This window comes from Leuconostoc lactis KCTC 3528 = DSM 20202 (assembly GCF_014651235.1).
Taxonomy (GTDB): Bacteria; Bacillota; Bacilli; order Lactobacillales; family Lactobacillaceae; genus Leuconostoc; species Leuconostoc lactis.
Window position 1 is genome coordinate 15,149 of record NZ_BMWM01000013.1, and the last position, 15,883, is coordinate 31,031.

Sequence of the window (15,883 nt, forward strand, 5' to 3'; positions counted from 1 at the left end):
TATGAAAGAGGAAAATGATGTTAAAAAAGTTTTTTGAGTTTTTCAAAGAATGGCTTGTGCCAATCGGTTCAGCGTTAATTATTGTCATCTTGATTCGCACGTTCCTATTTACTTTTGTTCACGTTAGTGGTCCATCAATGACGCCTAATTTGCAAAACAATGAATTAGTGATTTTAAATAAGATTGCTAAGTATCAACGAGGCGATGTGGTTGTTTTTGATGCGCGTCAGGAAGATCCAAGAATTCGACCTGGTGAAAAAGATTACGTGAAGCGCATTATTGGTGTCCCTGGGGATACCATCTCTTATAAGGACTCAAATCTTTACGTTAACGGCAAGCAAGTTAACCAAGATTATATTGGGATTAATGAACGGACCGAAGGCACAGAGATGTCATTTGGTAAGAACTGGTCATTAGCGAGTCTGTCAGCGAGTGATTTGTGGCAAAAGAAGGATCGTAACAAGGTGAAAGTGCCAGCCGGAGAATATTTCGTGATGGGTGATCACCGCTCAGTTTCTAACGACGGCCGTTACTTTGGTTTCGTTGATGCCAAGCATATTGAAGGTAAGGTAATTGTCCCATTCTGGAACTCAAATCAAACAGCTAAAGCAAACGTCAACCAACAAAATAAGCATTTCTTTGCAAAATAGCATTTGCAACTGAGCCAAAAAAATGCTACTATATGTGAAACGATAAAACCTTTAATTAAGTCCAGAGAGACTTGCAAGGCATTTAGATACTCGGGGTCGTAGTCTATACTATTGACCGTAATTTTCTAGAACCGCGTAAGTCTGCCGACTTACGCGGTTTTTGTATAAAGAGGGGTATTATGCGAAATTTTCTGAATATAAATGCACTCGATCGAGATGATGTGTTAAAGTTGGTGCAACGGGCATTGGCCTTAAAAGCTGGTGTAACGCCAAAACAGGCACCGTTCACCGTTGCCAATCTATTTTTTGAAAATTCAACCCGAACCCATACAAGTTTTCAGATGGCTGAAAACAAGTCGGGCTATCATCAGATTGTGTTTGATCCACAAACCAGTTCGATGTCAAAAGGGGAAAGTTTAGCAGATACCCTCAAAACCCTTAAAGCAATCGGCATTGATGTTGCGGTAGTCCGGCATGCCGTCAATGATTGGTATGTGCCAGTGCTTGAAGCAGCTGGCCATCCCATCCCGCAATTGGTTAACGCGGGTGACGGGAGTGGACAACATCCTTCTCAAAGCTTACTTGACTTGGTGACCATATATGAACAATTTGGTCATTTTGATGGGTTGCATATCCGAATTGTTGGTGATTTGTTACACTCACGGGTGGCACGTTCCAATGCGGAAATCTTGCATCAATTAGGCGCTAACGTCACGTTCTCAGGACCGGACGGTTGGTTGCCGAATGATTTTCAACAATTTGGTCACTTCGTTGCCATTGATGAGGATTGGGACAAACAGGATGTGGTCATGTTTCTCCGTGTTCAGCATGAACGGATTACCCAAACGGAAAACTTAAGCTTTTCAGCTAGACAGTATCACGAACAATTTGGCTTAAATCAGGCGCGTTATGCGCGTTTGAAAGCGACCGCGATTGTGATGCATCCGGCCCCAGTCAATCGTGATGTCGAAATCGCAGACGACTTAGTGGAAGCCCCAAAATCTCGCATCTTTGAGCAAATGACGAACGGTGTTTATGCCAGAATGGCAATCTTAGAATATACAATGGAGACTGAACATGCAGCTGATTAAAAACGCAAACCTGCTTGTAGACGGTGAGCTTAAGCAACACGATGTCTTGATCGATGGTCAAACAATTGCGCAAGTCGCCGAAACAATCACAGCCCCTACGGCAGAAGTATTTGATGCCAATGGCGCTTTTCTCACCAATGGGTTGGTGGACGTGCATGTGCATTTCCGTGAACCAGGCTTTACGTATAAAGAAACGATTGCTTCTGGTTCTGCCGCAGCGGCTCGTGGCGGTTTTACAACCGTTGTTGCCATGCCAAATCTCAATCCAGTACCGGATAGTCCTGAACGCGTTGCCCAACAGGTTGCGCTAAATGCCAAAAATGGGGTTGTCCATGTCGCACAATACGGCGCTATTTCAGCTGGATTAACGGACCAAACGGTTTCAGATATTGCAGGCATGTCAGCCGCTGGGGCAGTTGCCTTCAGTAATGATGGGAAAGGGGTGCAAACAGCCGATACGATGCTACAAGCCATGACGGCGGCCGCCAGCGTCAATAAGCCATTGGTTGCGCACTTAGAAGATGATTCCTTACTCCATGGTGGTGTGATGAACGCTGGCGCAACGGCCAACAAATTGCAATTACCAGGGATTACGGGGTTGGCCGAAAGCGCACAGCTTGCGCGTGATCTTGTCCTAGCGCAAGCAACTGGGGTGCATTACCACGTGGCTCACATTTCAACGCAAACGTCTGTTGAACTCGTGCGTTTAGCGAAAGCACAGGGCGTACATGTAACGGCTGAGGTATCACCACACCATCTTTTATTAGCGGATTCAGATATTACAGGGGATAACGCCTTGTTCAAGATGAACCCACCGCTACGTTCGCAAGCCGATCGCGAAGCGGTGTTAGCAGGGCTGCTGGACGGTACCATTGACATGGTAGCGACTGATCATGCGCCACACGGGACGGCAGAAAAGGCACAATCCTTTAACACAGCCCCATTTGGCATTACAGGTATTGAAACAAGCTTCCAATTGCTTTATACGCATTTGGTGAAATCAGGGGTGATGACGTTAGAAACGTTGATCCACCGCATGTTGGTCGCGCCGGCTACCGCCTTTGGTTTGCCAGCACCAACCCAAATTACTGCTGGCGAAACGGCCGATTTGGTCTTGTTTGACTTAGCAGCACGGGACACGATTGCTGAAGCAGACTTCAAATCACTCGGTAAAAACACACCGTTTGTGGGTTGGCCGGTTTATGGGCGTACAATGGCGACTTGGGTTGATGGTGACATTGTGTATCAAGCATGACACGGCAGAACGTAAATTACAGTAAGGATAAGGGACAAATGAAAAAGCGATATTTAGTACTTGAAAATGGATCAATCTATGAAGGTGAAGCCTTTGGAGCTGAGACAGACGTGATGGCAGAACTGGTATTTAATACCGGTATGTCAGGTTATCAAGAATCAATCACAGATTTATCCTATCGTGGTGAAATGATTGTCTTCACTTATCCTTTAATTGGTAATTACGGCATCAACCGTGATGACTTTGAAAGTTTACGGCCAGCAGCCTCAGCCATTGTTGTACATGAAATTGCGCGTCGCCCAAGTAACTGGCGCCAAATGATGAGTTTGACGGAATGGGCTGAACGCATGGGGATGCCAGGGATTACTGGCGTTGATACGCGTGCCTTGACGCGTGAGTTGCGTGACCAAGGTGCCATGAAGGCGGCTTTGGTTGATGAAGTGACGGACGATGTGTTTGTGCAATTGCGTGATTTTGAAACATCAGCAGATTTGGTTGCCGAAGCGACGACAAAGACGCAATACCAAAATCCAACGGATGGTGTATCCATTGCTTTGATTGATTTTGGTTTGAAGAACTCGATTTTGCGCGCTTTGGCGAAGCGTGGTGCAAACGTGATGGTCTTTCCAGCTGATGTGTCAGCTGAAACAGTGCTGGCGGCTAATCCAGATGGCATTCTTTTGTCAAATGGCCCTGGTAACCCCGAAGATGCCGCCTATGCCATTCCAACCATTCAAACGTTACAAGAACAGTTGCCGCTGATGGGCATTTGCTTGGGTCACCAGTTATTTGCCCTGGCTAATGGGGCCCAAACTTATAAAATGAAATTTGGTCATCGTGGCTTTAACCACGCGGTGCGTCATTTGGCACATGAGCGTTTGGACTTTACCTCACAAAACCACGGCTATGCTGTGGATCGTGATAGCTTGGGGGACACTAACCTTGAAGTGACCCACGAAGAAATCAACGACTTAACAGTTGAAGGTTTGCGCCTCAAGAACCACCACGCTTTCTCAGTTCAATTCCATCCTGATGCTGCCCCAGGGCCACATGATGCGGAATATTTATTCGATGATTTTTTGAACATGATTGCGGAAGCACAAAAGGAGACAACACAACATGCCTAAGCGTACAGACATTAACAAAGTATTGGTGATTGGTTCTGGCCCAATTGTGATCGGACAAGCTGCTGAATTCGATTATTCTGGCACGCAAGCTGCCTTGAGCTTGAAAGAAGAGGGTTACCAAGTCATTTTGGTGAACTCAAACCCCGCCACAATTATGACGGATGCAGAAATCGCTGATAAAGTTTATGTTGAGCCAATCTCAATTGACTTCATCGAACGTATTTTGCGTAAGGAACGCCCAGATGCCATCTTACCAACGCTTGGTGGCCAAACTGGTTTGAATATGGCCAAAGATTTGTCTGAAGCAGGTATCTTGGATGACTTGCATATCGAATTATTAGGCACAAAGCTCACGGCTATTGAAGAAGCGGAAGATCGTGAAGCGTTCAAGGATTTGATGGAACGTTTGAACGAACCAATTCCTGAATCAACGATTGCGACTACTTTGGAACAAGCCTTAGCATTTGCTGACACGCATGGCTATCCAGTGATTGTTCGTCCTGCCTATACTTTAGGTGGTACGGGTGGTGGAATTGCAACCACGCATGACGAGTTAGTCGAAATTGCCGCCAATGGGCTAGAATTGTCACCCGTGACGCAAGTTTTGATTGAACGTTCAATTGCAGGTTATAAAGAAATTGAATTTGAAGTGATGCGTGATGCCAGTGATAATGCGCTGGTCGTGGCATCCATGGAAAATTTTGATCCCGTCGGTATCCACACGGGTGATTCAATTGTGACGGCACCAGTGCAAACTTTGTCAGATCGCGAAGTGCAAATGATGCGTGATTCAGCCTTGAAAATCATCCGCGCCTTGAAAATTGAAGGTGGCGTGAATATTCAAATGGCTTTGGATCCAAAGTCTTATAAGTATTACATTATTGAAGTGAACCCGCGTGTGTCACGTTCATCAGCATTGGCTTCCAAAGCAACAGGTTATCCTATTGCCAAAATGGCGGCCAAAATTGCGGTTGGGCTGACATTGGATGAAATCATTAACCCTGTAACTGGCACGACTAAGGCTGAATTTGAACCAGCCTTGGACTATGTCGTCTTTAAAATTCCACGCTGGCCATTTGATAAGTTTGCCACTGCCAATCGTCGCTTGGGTACGCAAATGAAGGCCACCGGTGAAGTCATGGCGATTGGTCGTAACATGGAAGAAGCCATGTTAAAAGCGGTGCGCTCGCTTGAAATTGGGGCAACTGGCTTAAATGACATCACCTATGATGATATGACAGATGAAGCGTTGCTTGATGCTTTGATGCCTGCTCGTGATGATCGTTTGTTCATGATTGCTGACTTGTTGCGTCGTGGTGTCAGCATCGAAACAATCCATGATAAAACACAAATTGATGAATTCTTCCTGGATAAAGTGTCACACATCATTGAAATCGAACGTGATTTGGCAGCGCATGTTGGCGATTTAGATTACTTACACTACGCGAAGAAAAACGGTTTTGCAGATGAAACGATTGCCGGAATTTGGCACAAAACGACGGCCGAAATTCGACAATTACGCCAAGAAGCCGGTATTATCCCAGTCTATAAGATGGTGGATACGGTGGCTGCTGAATTTGAGTCACAAACTCCTTATTTCTACGCGACTTATGAACGTGAAAATGAGTCTGTAAAGTCAGATAAGCCATCTGTTATCGTACTTGGTTCAGGGCCAATTCGTATCGGGCAAGGCGTGGAATTTGATTACGCGACCGTGCATGCCGTTAAGGCGATCCAACGGGCCGGTTACGAAGCCATTATCATGAACTCGAACCCCGAAACAGTCTCAACAGATTTCTCAATTTCAGATAAGCTCTACTTTGAACCGTTGACACTTGAGGATGTTTTGAATGTGATTGACCTCGAACAACCTTTGGGTGTTGTGGTGCAATTTGGTGGGCAAACAGCGATTAATTTGGCCCAACCATTAGTTGAAAATGGCGTGCATATTCTTGGGACAACGGTTGAAGATTTGAATCGTGCCGAAGATCGTGAAGCCTTTGATCAAGTCATTAAACAATTACAACTCCCACAACCCATTGGTAAAACAGCTACCACAGTCGAAGGCGCGTTGGCAGCAGCTCAAGAAATTGGCTATCCAGTGTTAATTCGCCCATCTTACGTGTTAGGTGGTCGGGCAATGGAGATTGTGTCATCAGATGATGAACTCCAAGACTATATGCAACGGGCCGTAAAGGTGTCAAATGATCACCCCGTTTTGATTGATTCTTACTTGGTGGGTCAAGAAGCAGAAGTGGATGTTTTGTCAGATGGTGAAACAGCGGTTATTCCAGGTATCATGGAACATATCGAACGTGCCGGTGTGCATTCAGGCGATTCTATGTCAGTCTACCCACCACAATATTTGTCACAAAAAGTCCAAGATGAAATTACACAAGCAGTCATTAACTTGGCAAAGGCCATGGGCACGATTGGGTTGATGAACGTACAGTTCGTGATTCATGAAGACACGGCTTACGTGATTGAAGTGAACCCACGAGCTTCACGTACGGTGCCATTCATTTCAAAGGTGACCCATATCGCATTGGCACAACTCGCTACCCGCGTGATGTTGGGTGAAAAGTTGGCAGATATGGGCTTTGAAACGGGTCTGGTACCAGCTGATGATATGGTCCATGTGAAAGCACCAATCTTCTCATTTACGAAGTTACCAGACGTTGATTCACTACTTGGGCCAGAAATGAAGTCAACTGGTGAAGTTATGGGCTCAGATGCTACTTTGCCAAAAGCCTTGTACAAAGCTTTTGTGGCCTCAAACATTAAAGTACCACAATATGGTAATGTCCTCTTTACAGTTGCTGATGACGATAAGGAAGAAGCATTAACGTTAGCCCGTCGTTTCAACGATCTTGGGTTTGCCTTGTTTGCTACGGCCGGCACAGGCGCGTATCTTGCTAGTCAAGGCTTACCTGTTGAAACACTGGACAAAATCGCTGAATCTGACAACAATTCGGTTGAAGCACTACGCGCACAAAAGCTCCAAGTTGTGATTAACACGACACAAGCGGATGATCGTGCCGAATCAGACGGCCGTTTGATTCGAAACGCCGCCATCGAAAACGCAGTGCCGCTGTTTACGGCATTAGATACCGTTAGTGCTTTCTTGGATGTTCTGGAAAGCCGTAGCTTTACAGTCAATGAAATGAAATAATACCTGCAGTACTAATAAAATTGTCCGGTGAGACAAATTAGGAGAAAAAATGACGCAACGCTTAGCAGTAAAGTTACCAGGCCTAAACTTGAAGAATCCGATTATGAATTCATCAGGAGCTGTTTATTTTGGCCTGGAAGATATGTACGGGATTGAAAAAACTGGTGCCTTGGTGACGAAAACGATTACCATGGCGCAACGTGCGGGCAATCCGCAACCTTGGGTCATTAACATCACCAGTGGCGTGATGAACTCGGTTGGTTTGGCTAATCCTGGTGTTGAGCAGGTCATGGCTGATTTATTGCCAAAAATTACGGCAAAATATGCCGGTGAACTCCCCGTAATGGCCTCTATTGCGGGTGAATCCGTTCAAGAATACCGTGATTTAGCGCAGTTGTTATCCGCAACGGGACATATCACAGCCATTGAAGTGAATTTATCTTGCCCAAACGTGGACCGTGGCGGTATGGCCTTTGGGGTGGATGCGCAAGCTGCTGCAGAAGTGGTGACGGCAATTAAGAGCGTGACGGATTTGCCAGTATATGCCAAATTGTCACCCAATGTCACGGATATCAAACCCATTGCCAAAGCTGTCGAAGACGCAGGTGCTGACGGCATTGTTTTGATTAATACGGTAGTGGGGATGCGCTTTGACTTGAACACCCGTGCGCCACAATTAGCGCGTGGCACAGGCGGTATGTCTGGGGCAGCGATTCATCCGATTGCAGTCCGATTTGTATATGAAGTTGCCCAAACTGTGGCGATTCCGGTGATTGGGGTTGGTGGCATTCGCACCGTCGATGACGCCTTAGAAATGCTAATGGCTGGTGCGAACGCTGTCCAAGTCGGTTCCGGGTTGGCTGAAAAACCAGACATGATGTTAGACATCATTACAGCGCTGCCGGAAGCCCTCGATCGCTATGGTTTTGACGATGTGCAAGCCGTGACAAACACGTTTAAGAACTCACAGAACTGAAGTTGAAAGGAATGCTGATGACCGCACCTGTTTTTATTGCCTTAGATTTTCCGGATGCTGCCAGTGCGCAAGCGTTTTTGGTACCATTTCGTGATTTACCCGAACAACCAGCTGTGAAGGTTGGGATGGAACTATTTTACGCAGCCGGACCGGAATTTGTGCGTGAGTTACGCCAACAAGGCTTTACCGTCTTTTTAGATTTTAAACTTTACGATATTCCAAACACCGTTGGGCATGCTGTAGCGCGCCTTGCGCAACTGGACGTGCAATATTTGACCGTTCATGCCGCTGGTGGGACCAAAATGTTACAGCAGGCGGTTGCCAATAAGGGCGCTGACATGAAAATTTTGGCGGTGACGCAACTTACATCATTTTCAGAAGCGGACATGCAAGCCACGCAGCAAACACCATTATCAATGGCTGATAGTGTACAGCATTTGGCGAAGTTGGCTTATGCCGCTGGGGTGGACGGGACGATTAGTGCACCAGGGGAAGCAGCGCTCATTCAGGCGGTGACAGCTGATGATTTCTTACGGATCACGCCAGGTATTCGTTTGGCTGGTGATGCCGCCGATGATCAAGCACGCATTACCACGCCAGCAGTTGCCCGCCAATCAGGGGCCACTGGCTTGGTGGTGGGTCGTTCAATTACAAAAGCACAAACGCCAGTTGCCGCTTATCAACGCGTGATGGCAGAATGGGGAAATGAAGCATGACAGAATATGCAACACAAGTCGCAAATGATTTATTAAAGATTGGGGCCGTGAAGTTTTCACCGGAAGTGCCCTTTACTTGGGCCTCTGGCATTAAAAGCCCAATTTATACGGATAATCGGATGACGATTGGTTTTCCTGAAGTTCGTCAAAATATTTTTAAAGGTTTGGCTGAACTCATTACGACCCATTATGGGGATGTTGAAATCGTCGGTGGTGTTACCACGGCCGGTATCCCACACGCGGCTTGGGTAGCTGAAACGTTGAACAAGCCCATGATTTATGTTCGCTCAAAGCCAAAAGATCACGGTGCTGGTCGGCAAACAGAAGGTGCTGACGTGACTGGTAAAAAAGTGGTTTTGATTGATGATTTGATTTCAACCGGCGGGTCAGTTTTGGGTGCTGTTGAAGCAGTTCGCAAGGCAGGCGCTGACGTGTTGGGCGTTGTCTCAATCTTTTCATATGAATTACCGGCTGGCGTGGCTAACTTTGTGCAAGCAGGGTTAACATTTCAGTCCTTGACAACCTATTCACAACTCATTGATGCCGCCATTGCGCGAGGCGATTTGAATGCTTCGCAATTAGCAACCTTAAAAGCATGGCAACAATCGCCAGCTGATTGGCAAGCTTAAACAAGTAAAAAAGCTGAACGACGATGATCGTTCAGCTTTTTTGATTAATAAATGGCATCGCGGTACAAGCCAATAACTTTACCGAGAATGGTCACATTATCTAAAATAATTGGTGCCATGGCATCATTTTCAGGTTGTAATCTGAAATGATCGGCTTCACGGAAGAAACGCTTAACAGTTGCTTCGTCATCGTCATTCATTGCGACAACAACATCACCATTATCGGCATTATCTTGCTTCCGCACGATCACTTTATCGCCGTCCAAGATACCGATGTTGACCATTGAATTGCCACGGACGTTGAGCATAAACATATCGCCGTCAAACTGCATCAAGTTATCTGGGATTGGGAAAAACTCAGTGGCTTCTTCTTCAACTGCGAGAATTGGCGTACCAGCTGTTACTTGGCCTAGAACCGGAATGCGACCAGGTGTGGTGGACACACCTAATGCTTCCAACCCTAAATCTGTTACTTCAATAGCACGGGCGCGTGGCTTTGAGGCGTCTTTTAATAAGTAGCCTTTTTTCACTAAGCGTTCGATGTGCCCGTGAATGGTAGAAGACGACGATAGGCCGACTGCTTCACCAACTTCACGTACTGTTGGCGGATAACCATTGTTGGTTTGTGCTTCATGAATGAAACGCAAAACTTGGAGTTGTTTGCTTTCTTGAATTTTGATTGCCATGATGGGTATATTCCTTAATAATAAGCGATTTAATATGATTTCATTATAGCGAAAGTGGGAACAGAAATCAAACGTTTGTTCGTTTTCGGCTCATGACACCCGATAAATTGGGGGAATCTTTACCAAAAATTTGAAAACAACGCCCATAGGTGGCCGCTGAGTGGCAAAAAAACGTGCCACAAGGTCATTTACTGCCGGTATTCATCGGGTTAATCGTCTTGTCAACCTGGGTTTTGTGTTATAATGGTTGGTAGACAATTTTATTAAGGGGATATTTAACCATGAACACAGGACTTTCAATCTTGATTTTCGTTATTGGCTTGGTTATCGGCTTGATTGCAGGTTTCTTCCTCGCACGTAACGCCATGAAGAACTATCTTGCCAAAAACCCACCGATTTCAGAAGAAATGATGAAATCAATGATGATGTCAATGGGACAAAAGCCATCACAAAAGAAGTTGGCACAAATGATGGCACAAATGAAGCAACAAAGCGAACGTGCACAAAAAAAATAAGCCTTCAGGCTTATTTTTTTTCGTGTTTTTGATCAATATAGACAAAATCAGGATTGATTTCTTGGTCTAAGCGATCAAACGCATCTTGAATCATTTGTGTATATTTGGTAATGTTTTCTTTGTCCAACTTATCTTTGCGATCAACCACGATTGGTTCCCCGAAATTAATCGTTGTATTGTTACGCTTGAAGAGTTGACTAAACTTAACTGGCCCCTGATATACAGCTGGTACAATGGGCTTACCAGACATCTTGGCAATTAAGATGGTACCAGATTTGAGTTCAGCGCTGTGACGTGAACCGGAAGGGAACATGATCAATGACCGGTCACCAGATTTCAATTCGCGCACGGGGACTTTAATCACACTGGGCCCAACGTTTTCACGATCCACGGGGAACGCACCAGCGGCTCGGATGAGCCACGCAAGTGGGGGGAACTTAAACAATTCGATTTTTGCCATAAAAATGAAGTGCTTGGGATAGGCGGCTACGGCATACCAAACGGGATCCCACCAAGAACGGTGAGGGCCAACGAGGATATAATTATCGTTGACAGGGAGACGATCACGGTGGATATATTTAATGCGACCGTTAATCGTCCAAATCAAACCAACGACAATGCCGTGGAGTACGTCATAAAATTTCATGCTAATTCACCTCATAAACTGTCCTAACTATTTTACACGATATCGCGAGAAAAAAACAATGATTGAACCAATTCTTAAACAAGGTGAACGACTTGATGGTTTGCCAGCACAAAACATTCGTATTATTCAAAATCCAGATATGTTCGCCTATTCGCTCGATGCGATTTTATTGGCTTATTTTGCCGGCGTGAAAGGCAAAGGCAGCGGGTTAACTGTTGATCTTGGTGCTGGCACTGGGGCGGTTGGCTTGTTTTATGCTCCAAAGGTGACGGGGCCAATCACTTTAGTTGAAATCCAACCTGAACTCGCTGAGATGGCGCAACGTAGTGTGGCGCTAAATGGCCTGCAAGATCGTGTGTCGGTGGTGCAAGCGGATATGAAAGCGATTTTTGATGTCATTCAACCAGGATCAGCCGAAACGGTGCTATCTAATCCACCTTATTTTCCTTTAAATGACACGACGAAGACTAACAACGACCAACATTACGAGATTGCTCGGCACGAGGTCACGATTGATTTGCCTGGTCTGGCACAAGTTGCCAATAAATTACTTAAAAACAACGGCAAATTTTACATGGTACACCGGCCAGATCGGTTGGCTGACATTTTTGCCGCCTTTGCGCAGCGCAAGTTGATGATTAAACGCGTGCAGTTTGTTTATGGTAAGGCCGATCGGGAGGCCAATATGGTACTCGTCGAAGCAATTAAGGCTGGGAAACCAGGTGGTGTGCGGATTATGCCGCCTATTGTGGCCTATACCGCCGATAATGACTACACAGAGACGGTTAAGACGATTCTGTATGGACAAGCGTGGTCAACATGAAACACTACTTCTTTTATGTGCTTTATACTGCGGATGGCTACTTTTATGGTGGCTTTACCGATGATGTACAGCGGCGGCTAGCCACGCACGAAAAAGGGCAAGGTGCGAAATTTACCCGAGTTAAATCACGGCATCCGTTGCAACTCGTTTTTTCGGAAGCCTTTGACACAAAAGGGGATGCATTACGTGCCGAAGCGGCTTTTAAACGGTTAACTCGCGCTAAAAAAGAAGCTTTCTTAGTGACACGTGGTGTTTCAGCCACAATTTGGGAAAAATAGCTTGCTTTATATCTTGAACACTGTATAATATTAACTGTTGTCAAAAGCAACAAATACACACGGCAAACGAGTTCACATAGGTGCAGCAATGTCAGTGTGAATGTCGAATTTGTCGGCGGAAAAAACCTAGGAGGCCACATCATGGCAGTTATTTCAATGAAAGAACTCCTCGAAGCAGGAGTACACTTCGGTCACCAAACACGTCGTTGGGACCCAAAGATGGATGAATTTATCTTTACAGAACGTAATGGTATTCACATCATCGATTTGCAAAAGACAGTTAAGTTGGTTGATGAAGCTTACAACTTCATGCGTAACGCATCAGCTGATGGCGCAACTTTCTTGTTCGTTGGAACAAAGAAGCAAGCTTCAGATGCAATTGCTGAAGAAGCAACACGCGCTGGTCAATACTACATCAATCACCGTTGGTTGGGTGGTACTTTGACAAACTGGAACACAATCAAGACACGTATCCAACGTTTGAAGGATTTGGAAGCAATGGCCGAAGACGGCACATTTGACCAATTGCCTAAGAAGGAAGTTGTGTTGTTGAACAAGCAACGCGAAAAGTTGAACAAGTTCTTGGGTGGTATCAAGGACATGCCTGGTTTGCCAGACGTTTTGTTCGTTGTTGATCCTAAGAAGGAAGAAATCGCCGTTAAGGAAGCTAACATGTTGAACATTCCTGTTGTGGCAATGATCGACACAAACGCTAACCCTGAAGTGGTTGACGTTAAGATTCCTGCAAACGATGACGCTATCCGTGCCGTTCGTTTGATCACTTCAAAGATGGCTGATGCTATTATCGAAGGTCGTCAAGGTCAAGATTCAGCACCTGAAGATGCATTCGTTGAAGGCGATGAAACAACAGAATCAATCGAAGAAATTGTTAGCATTGTCGAAGAAGGCAACAACTAATCAGTAAGATTTAAATGACATTTGCCGTTCCTGCGGACCTGTTTGGGACGCGGAAACGGCATTTTTATTTGTTCGAAAACAGAACAAATCATGCTATAATAAACTTATAAACATTTTTAGAGGAGCAATATAATGGCAATTACTGCTGCACAAGTAAAAGAACTACGTGACAAGACATCTGTTGGTATGATGGATGCGAAGAAGGCTTTGGTTGAAGCTGACGGTGACCTTGACAAGGCAATCGACTTGCTCCGTGAAAAGGGTATGGCTAAGGCCGCTAAGAAGGGCGACCGTATTGCTGCTGAAGGTATGACTTACGTTGCCGTTAAGGGTAACAAGGCTGCCATCATCGAATTGAACTCAGAAACTGACTTCGTGGCTGGTAACGCTGAATTCAACGACTTGTTGAAGACTGTTGCTAACACAATCGTTGAAAACTCACCAGCAGACGTTGAAGCTGCTTTGGCTTTGGAAGTTGAAGCTGGTCAAACTTTGAACGAAAAGATCATCGGTACAACACAAATTACTGGTGAAAAGATCACTTTGCGTCGTTTCACAGTTGTTGAAAAGGCAGATTCAGAAAACTTCGGTGCTTATTCTCACTTGGCTGGTTCAATTTCAGCATTGGTTGTTGTTGAAGGTGCCTCTGAAGAAGCTGCTAAGGACATCGCAATGCACGTTGCTGCCATTGCACCACAATACGTATCAGATGCTGATGTGCCTGCTGAAGTTGTTGAAAAGGAAAAGGCTGTTCAATTAGCTTCTGAAGACTTGGCTGGTAAGCCTGACAACATCAAGGAAAAGATGGTTGAAGGTCGTATCAAGAAGTTCTTGGCTGAAATTTCATTGTTGGATCAAGCATTCGTTAAGAATGGTGATCAAACTGTTGCCGAATTTATTGCGTCACAAAATGGTTCAGTAAAGTCATTTGTCCGTTACCAAGTTGGTGATGGTATCGAAAAGAAAGTGACAGACTTGGCCGAAGAAGTTGCTAAGCAATTAGGTTAATTACTTATAAAAGTGCGTTATTTTCATATAACGCACTTTTTTTGCGGGAAATTTTGGTATAATGGACTAGATAATGAAAATGAGGTAAATCATGACTGATATTAAATACAAACGTGTATTGATGAAACTTTCGGGCGAAGCATTAGCTGGCGACAAAGGACAAGGCATCGACCTTGCCGTAGTTTCTGAAATTGCGCAAGATTTGAAAGAAGTACACGATCTTGGCACACAAATCGCCATTGTTGTCGGCGGTGGTAACCTTTGGCGTGGTGAACCTGCATCAAAAGTTGGCATGGAACGTTCTCGTGCCGATTACACAGGGATGCTTGGCACAACCATGAATGCTTTGGTGTTACAGGATGCCTTGGAACGCGCTGGCGTTGATACACGTGTACAAACAGCCATTACAATGCAACAAATTGCCGAACCTTATATTCGTGGGCGCGCGATTCGTCACCTTGAAAAAGGTCGGATTGTGATTTTCGCGGCCGGAACTGGTTCACCTTACTTCTCAACAGATACAACGGCAGCTTTGCGTGCTAATGAAATTAACGCGGATGCCATTTTGATGGGTAAGAACGGTGTGGATGGGGTCTACGATTCTGATCCAAACAAGAATGCAGATGCCGTTAAATTTACTGAATTAACACACTTAGATATTTTGCAAAAAGGTTTGAAAGTGATGGACTCAACTGCTAGCTCACTTTCAATGGATAATAACATGCCACTTGTGGTCTTTAACCTGAACACCCCTGGCAATTTGAAGCGTGTCGTATTGGGTGAAAATATTGGAACAACAGTTACAGGAGGAAAATAATGGCTTTTGATATAACAGATGCAAAGGCGCGTATGCAAGGCGCACAAGATGCATTACAACGTGAACTTGGTAGTATCCGGACAGGACGTGCAAACCCCCGTATTTTGGACCGCATTGAAGTTGAATATTATGGGGCAATGACACCCTTGAATCAAGTGGCGTCAATCTCAGTACCAGAAGCACGTATTTTGTTGATCACACCATTTGATAAGTCAGTGCTTGACGAAATTATTCGGGCAATTAACATGTCTGATCTTGGACTAAATCCAGCTTCAGATGGAAATATTGTGCGTTTGGCAATTCCACAAATGACAGAAGAAGGTCGTAAGGAATTAGCTAAGCAAGTGAAAGCTGAAGCTGAAAAGGCGAAAGTTTCAGTTCGTAATGTGCGTCGTGATGCAATGGATAGCGTGAAAAAGGACAAGGAATTGCCTGAAGACGTTGCCCGTAAAGCGGAAGATGCTATCCAAAAGTTGACGGATGACAACATTAAGGCAATTGATGCGATTGCAGCTGAAAAAGAAAAAGAATTGCTAACAATCTAACACACGTTGGTATTTTCTTATGCAGTGTGTG

Annotated in this window: 17 protein-coding genes; 15 read left to right on the top strand and 2 right to left on the bottom strand. The window is 45.1% G+C overall.

What is annotated here, in order from left to right:
- Positions 1-17: 17 nt before the first annotated feature.
- From lepB to pyrE, 8 genes are all read left to right on the top strand, one after another.
- A complete protein-coding gene (lepB, locus tag IE039_RS04915; protein WP_048701993.1) occupies positions 18-650 on the top strand; it encodes a signal peptidase I in 633 nt (210 codons plus the stop codon).
- 179 nt (positions 651-829) lie between these two features.
- Positions 830-1,741, top strand: coding sequence for an aspartate carbamoyltransferase catalytic subunit (locus IE039_RS04920; protein ID WP_010005050.1), 912 nt, complete (start codon positions 830-832; stop codon positions 1,739-1,741).
- Positions 1,728-2,996 carry a dihydroorotase gene (gene pyrC, locus IE039_RS04925; RefSeq protein WP_010005048.1) on the top strand — a complete coding sequence of 423 codons (1,269 nt, stop codon included), beginning with the start codon at positions 1,728-1,730 and terminating at the stop codon, positions 2,994-2,996. The genes IE039_RS04920 and pyrC overlap by 14 nt, the downstream gene beginning before the upstream one ends.
- Positions 2,997-3,034: 38 nt before the next feature.
- On the top strand, positions 3,035-4,123 hold the full coding sequence (locus tag IE039_RS04930) for a carbamoyl phosphate synthase small subunit (protein ID WP_029509839.1): 1,089 nt from the start codon (positions 3,035-3,037) through the stop codon (positions 4,121-4,123).
- A complete protein-coding gene (gene carB, locus IE039_RS04935) occupies positions 4,116-7,295 on the top strand; it encodes a carbamoyl-phosphate synthase large subunit (protein WP_189428832.1) in 3,180 nt (1,059 codons plus the stop codon). The genes IE039_RS04930 and carB overlap by 8 nt, the downstream gene beginning before the upstream one ends.
- 49 nt (positions 7,296-7,344) lie before the next feature.
- The gene (locus IE039_RS04940) at positions 7,345-8,271 is read left to right on the top strand and encodes a dihydroorotate dehydrogenase (protein WP_189428833.1); all 927 of its coding nucleotides are present in this window, start codon (positions 7,345-7,347) and stop codon (positions 8,269-8,271) included.
- Positions 8,272-8,288: 17 nt separating this feature from the next.
- The gene (gene pyrF, locus IE039_RS04945; protein WP_189428834.1) at positions 8,289-8,987 is read left to right on the top strand and encodes an orotidine-5'-phosphate decarboxylase; all 699 of its coding nucleotides are present in this window, start codon (positions 8,289-8,291) and stop codon (positions 8,985-8,987) included.
- On the top strand, positions 8,984-9,616 hold the full coding sequence (gene pyrE, locus IE039_RS04950; RefSeq protein ID WP_010002993.1) for an orotate phosphoribosyltransferase: 633 nt from the start codon (positions 8,984-8,986) through the stop codon (positions 9,614-9,616). The genes pyrF and pyrE overlap by 4 nt, the downstream gene beginning before the upstream one ends.
- A 44-nt stretch (positions 9,617-9,660) precedes the next feature.
- Here the strand turns inward: pyrE and lexA are convergent, their stop codons facing one another.
- Positions 9,661-10,302, bottom strand: coding sequence for a transcriptional repressor LexA (gene lexA / locus IE039_RS04955; RefSeq protein ID WP_010000563.1), 642 nt, complete (start codon positions 10,300-10,302; stop codon positions 9,661-9,663).
- Positions 10,303-10,583: 281 nt separating this feature from the next.
- On the opposite strand from lexA, the gene IE039_RS04960 reads away from it, so the two are divergent.
- On the top strand, positions 10,584-10,817 hold the full coding sequence (locus IE039_RS04960) for a YneF family protein (RefSeq protein WP_029509844.1): 234 nt from the start codon (positions 10,584-10,586) through the stop codon (positions 10,815-10,817).
- Between the two features lie 10 nt (positions 10,818-10,827).
- On the opposite strand, the gene IE039_RS04965 is transcribed toward IE039_RS04960, so the two are convergent.
- Positions 10,828-11,463: a lysophospholipid acyltransferase family protein gene (locus tag IE039_RS04965; protein WP_189428835.1), complete on the bottom strand. Its 636-nt coding sequence runs from the start codon at positions 11,461-11,463 to the stop codon at positions 10,828-10,830.
- Positions 11,464-11,521: 58 nt separating this feature from the next.
- Between IE039_RS04965 and IE039_RS04970 the strand changes: the two genes are divergently transcribed.
- From IE039_RS04970 to frr, 6 genes are all read left to right on the top strand, one after another.
- Positions 11,522-12,286: a tRNA1(Val) (adenine(37)-N6)-methyltransferase gene (locus tag IE039_RS04970; protein ID WP_010003138.1), complete on the top strand. Its 765-nt coding sequence runs from the start codon at positions 11,522-11,524 to the stop codon at positions 12,284-12,286.
- Complete coding sequence (locus IE039_RS04975; RefSeq protein WP_141308466.1) at positions 12,283-12,564, top strand: GIY-YIG nuclease family protein; 282 nt, start codon at positions 12,283-12,285, stop codon at positions 12,562-12,564. Before IE039_RS04970 ends, IE039_RS04975 begins: the two co-directional genes overlap by 4 nt.
- A gap of 141 nt (positions 12,565-12,705) precedes the next feature.
- Positions 12,706-13,482 (top strand): 30S ribosomal protein S2, encoded by a 777-nt coding sequence (gene rpsB / locus IE039_RS04980; RefSeq protein WP_010000909.1) that lies wholly within the window; start codon positions 12,706-12,708, stop codon positions 13,480-13,482.
- Positions 13,483-13,614: 132 nt separating this feature from the next.
- On the top strand, positions 13,615-14,490 hold the full coding sequence (gene tsf / locus IE039_RS04985; protein ID WP_010000910.1) for a translation elongation factor Ts: 876 nt from the start codon (positions 13,615-13,617) through the stop codon (positions 14,488-14,490).
- A gap of 91 nt (positions 14,491-14,581) precedes the next feature.
- Positions 14,582-15,307: a UMP kinase gene (gene pyrH / locus IE039_RS04990; protein ID WP_029509848.1), complete on the top strand. Its 726-nt coding sequence runs from the start codon at positions 14,582-14,584 to the stop codon at positions 15,305-15,307.
- Positions 15,307-15,852: a ribosome recycling factor gene (gene frr / locus IE039_RS04995; RefSeq protein ID WP_010000912.1), complete on the top strand. Its 546-nt coding sequence runs from the start codon at positions 15,307-15,309 to the stop codon at positions 15,850-15,852. The genes pyrH and frr overlap by 1 nt, the downstream gene beginning before the upstream one ends.
- Positions 15,853-15,883: the final 31 nt, after the last annotated feature.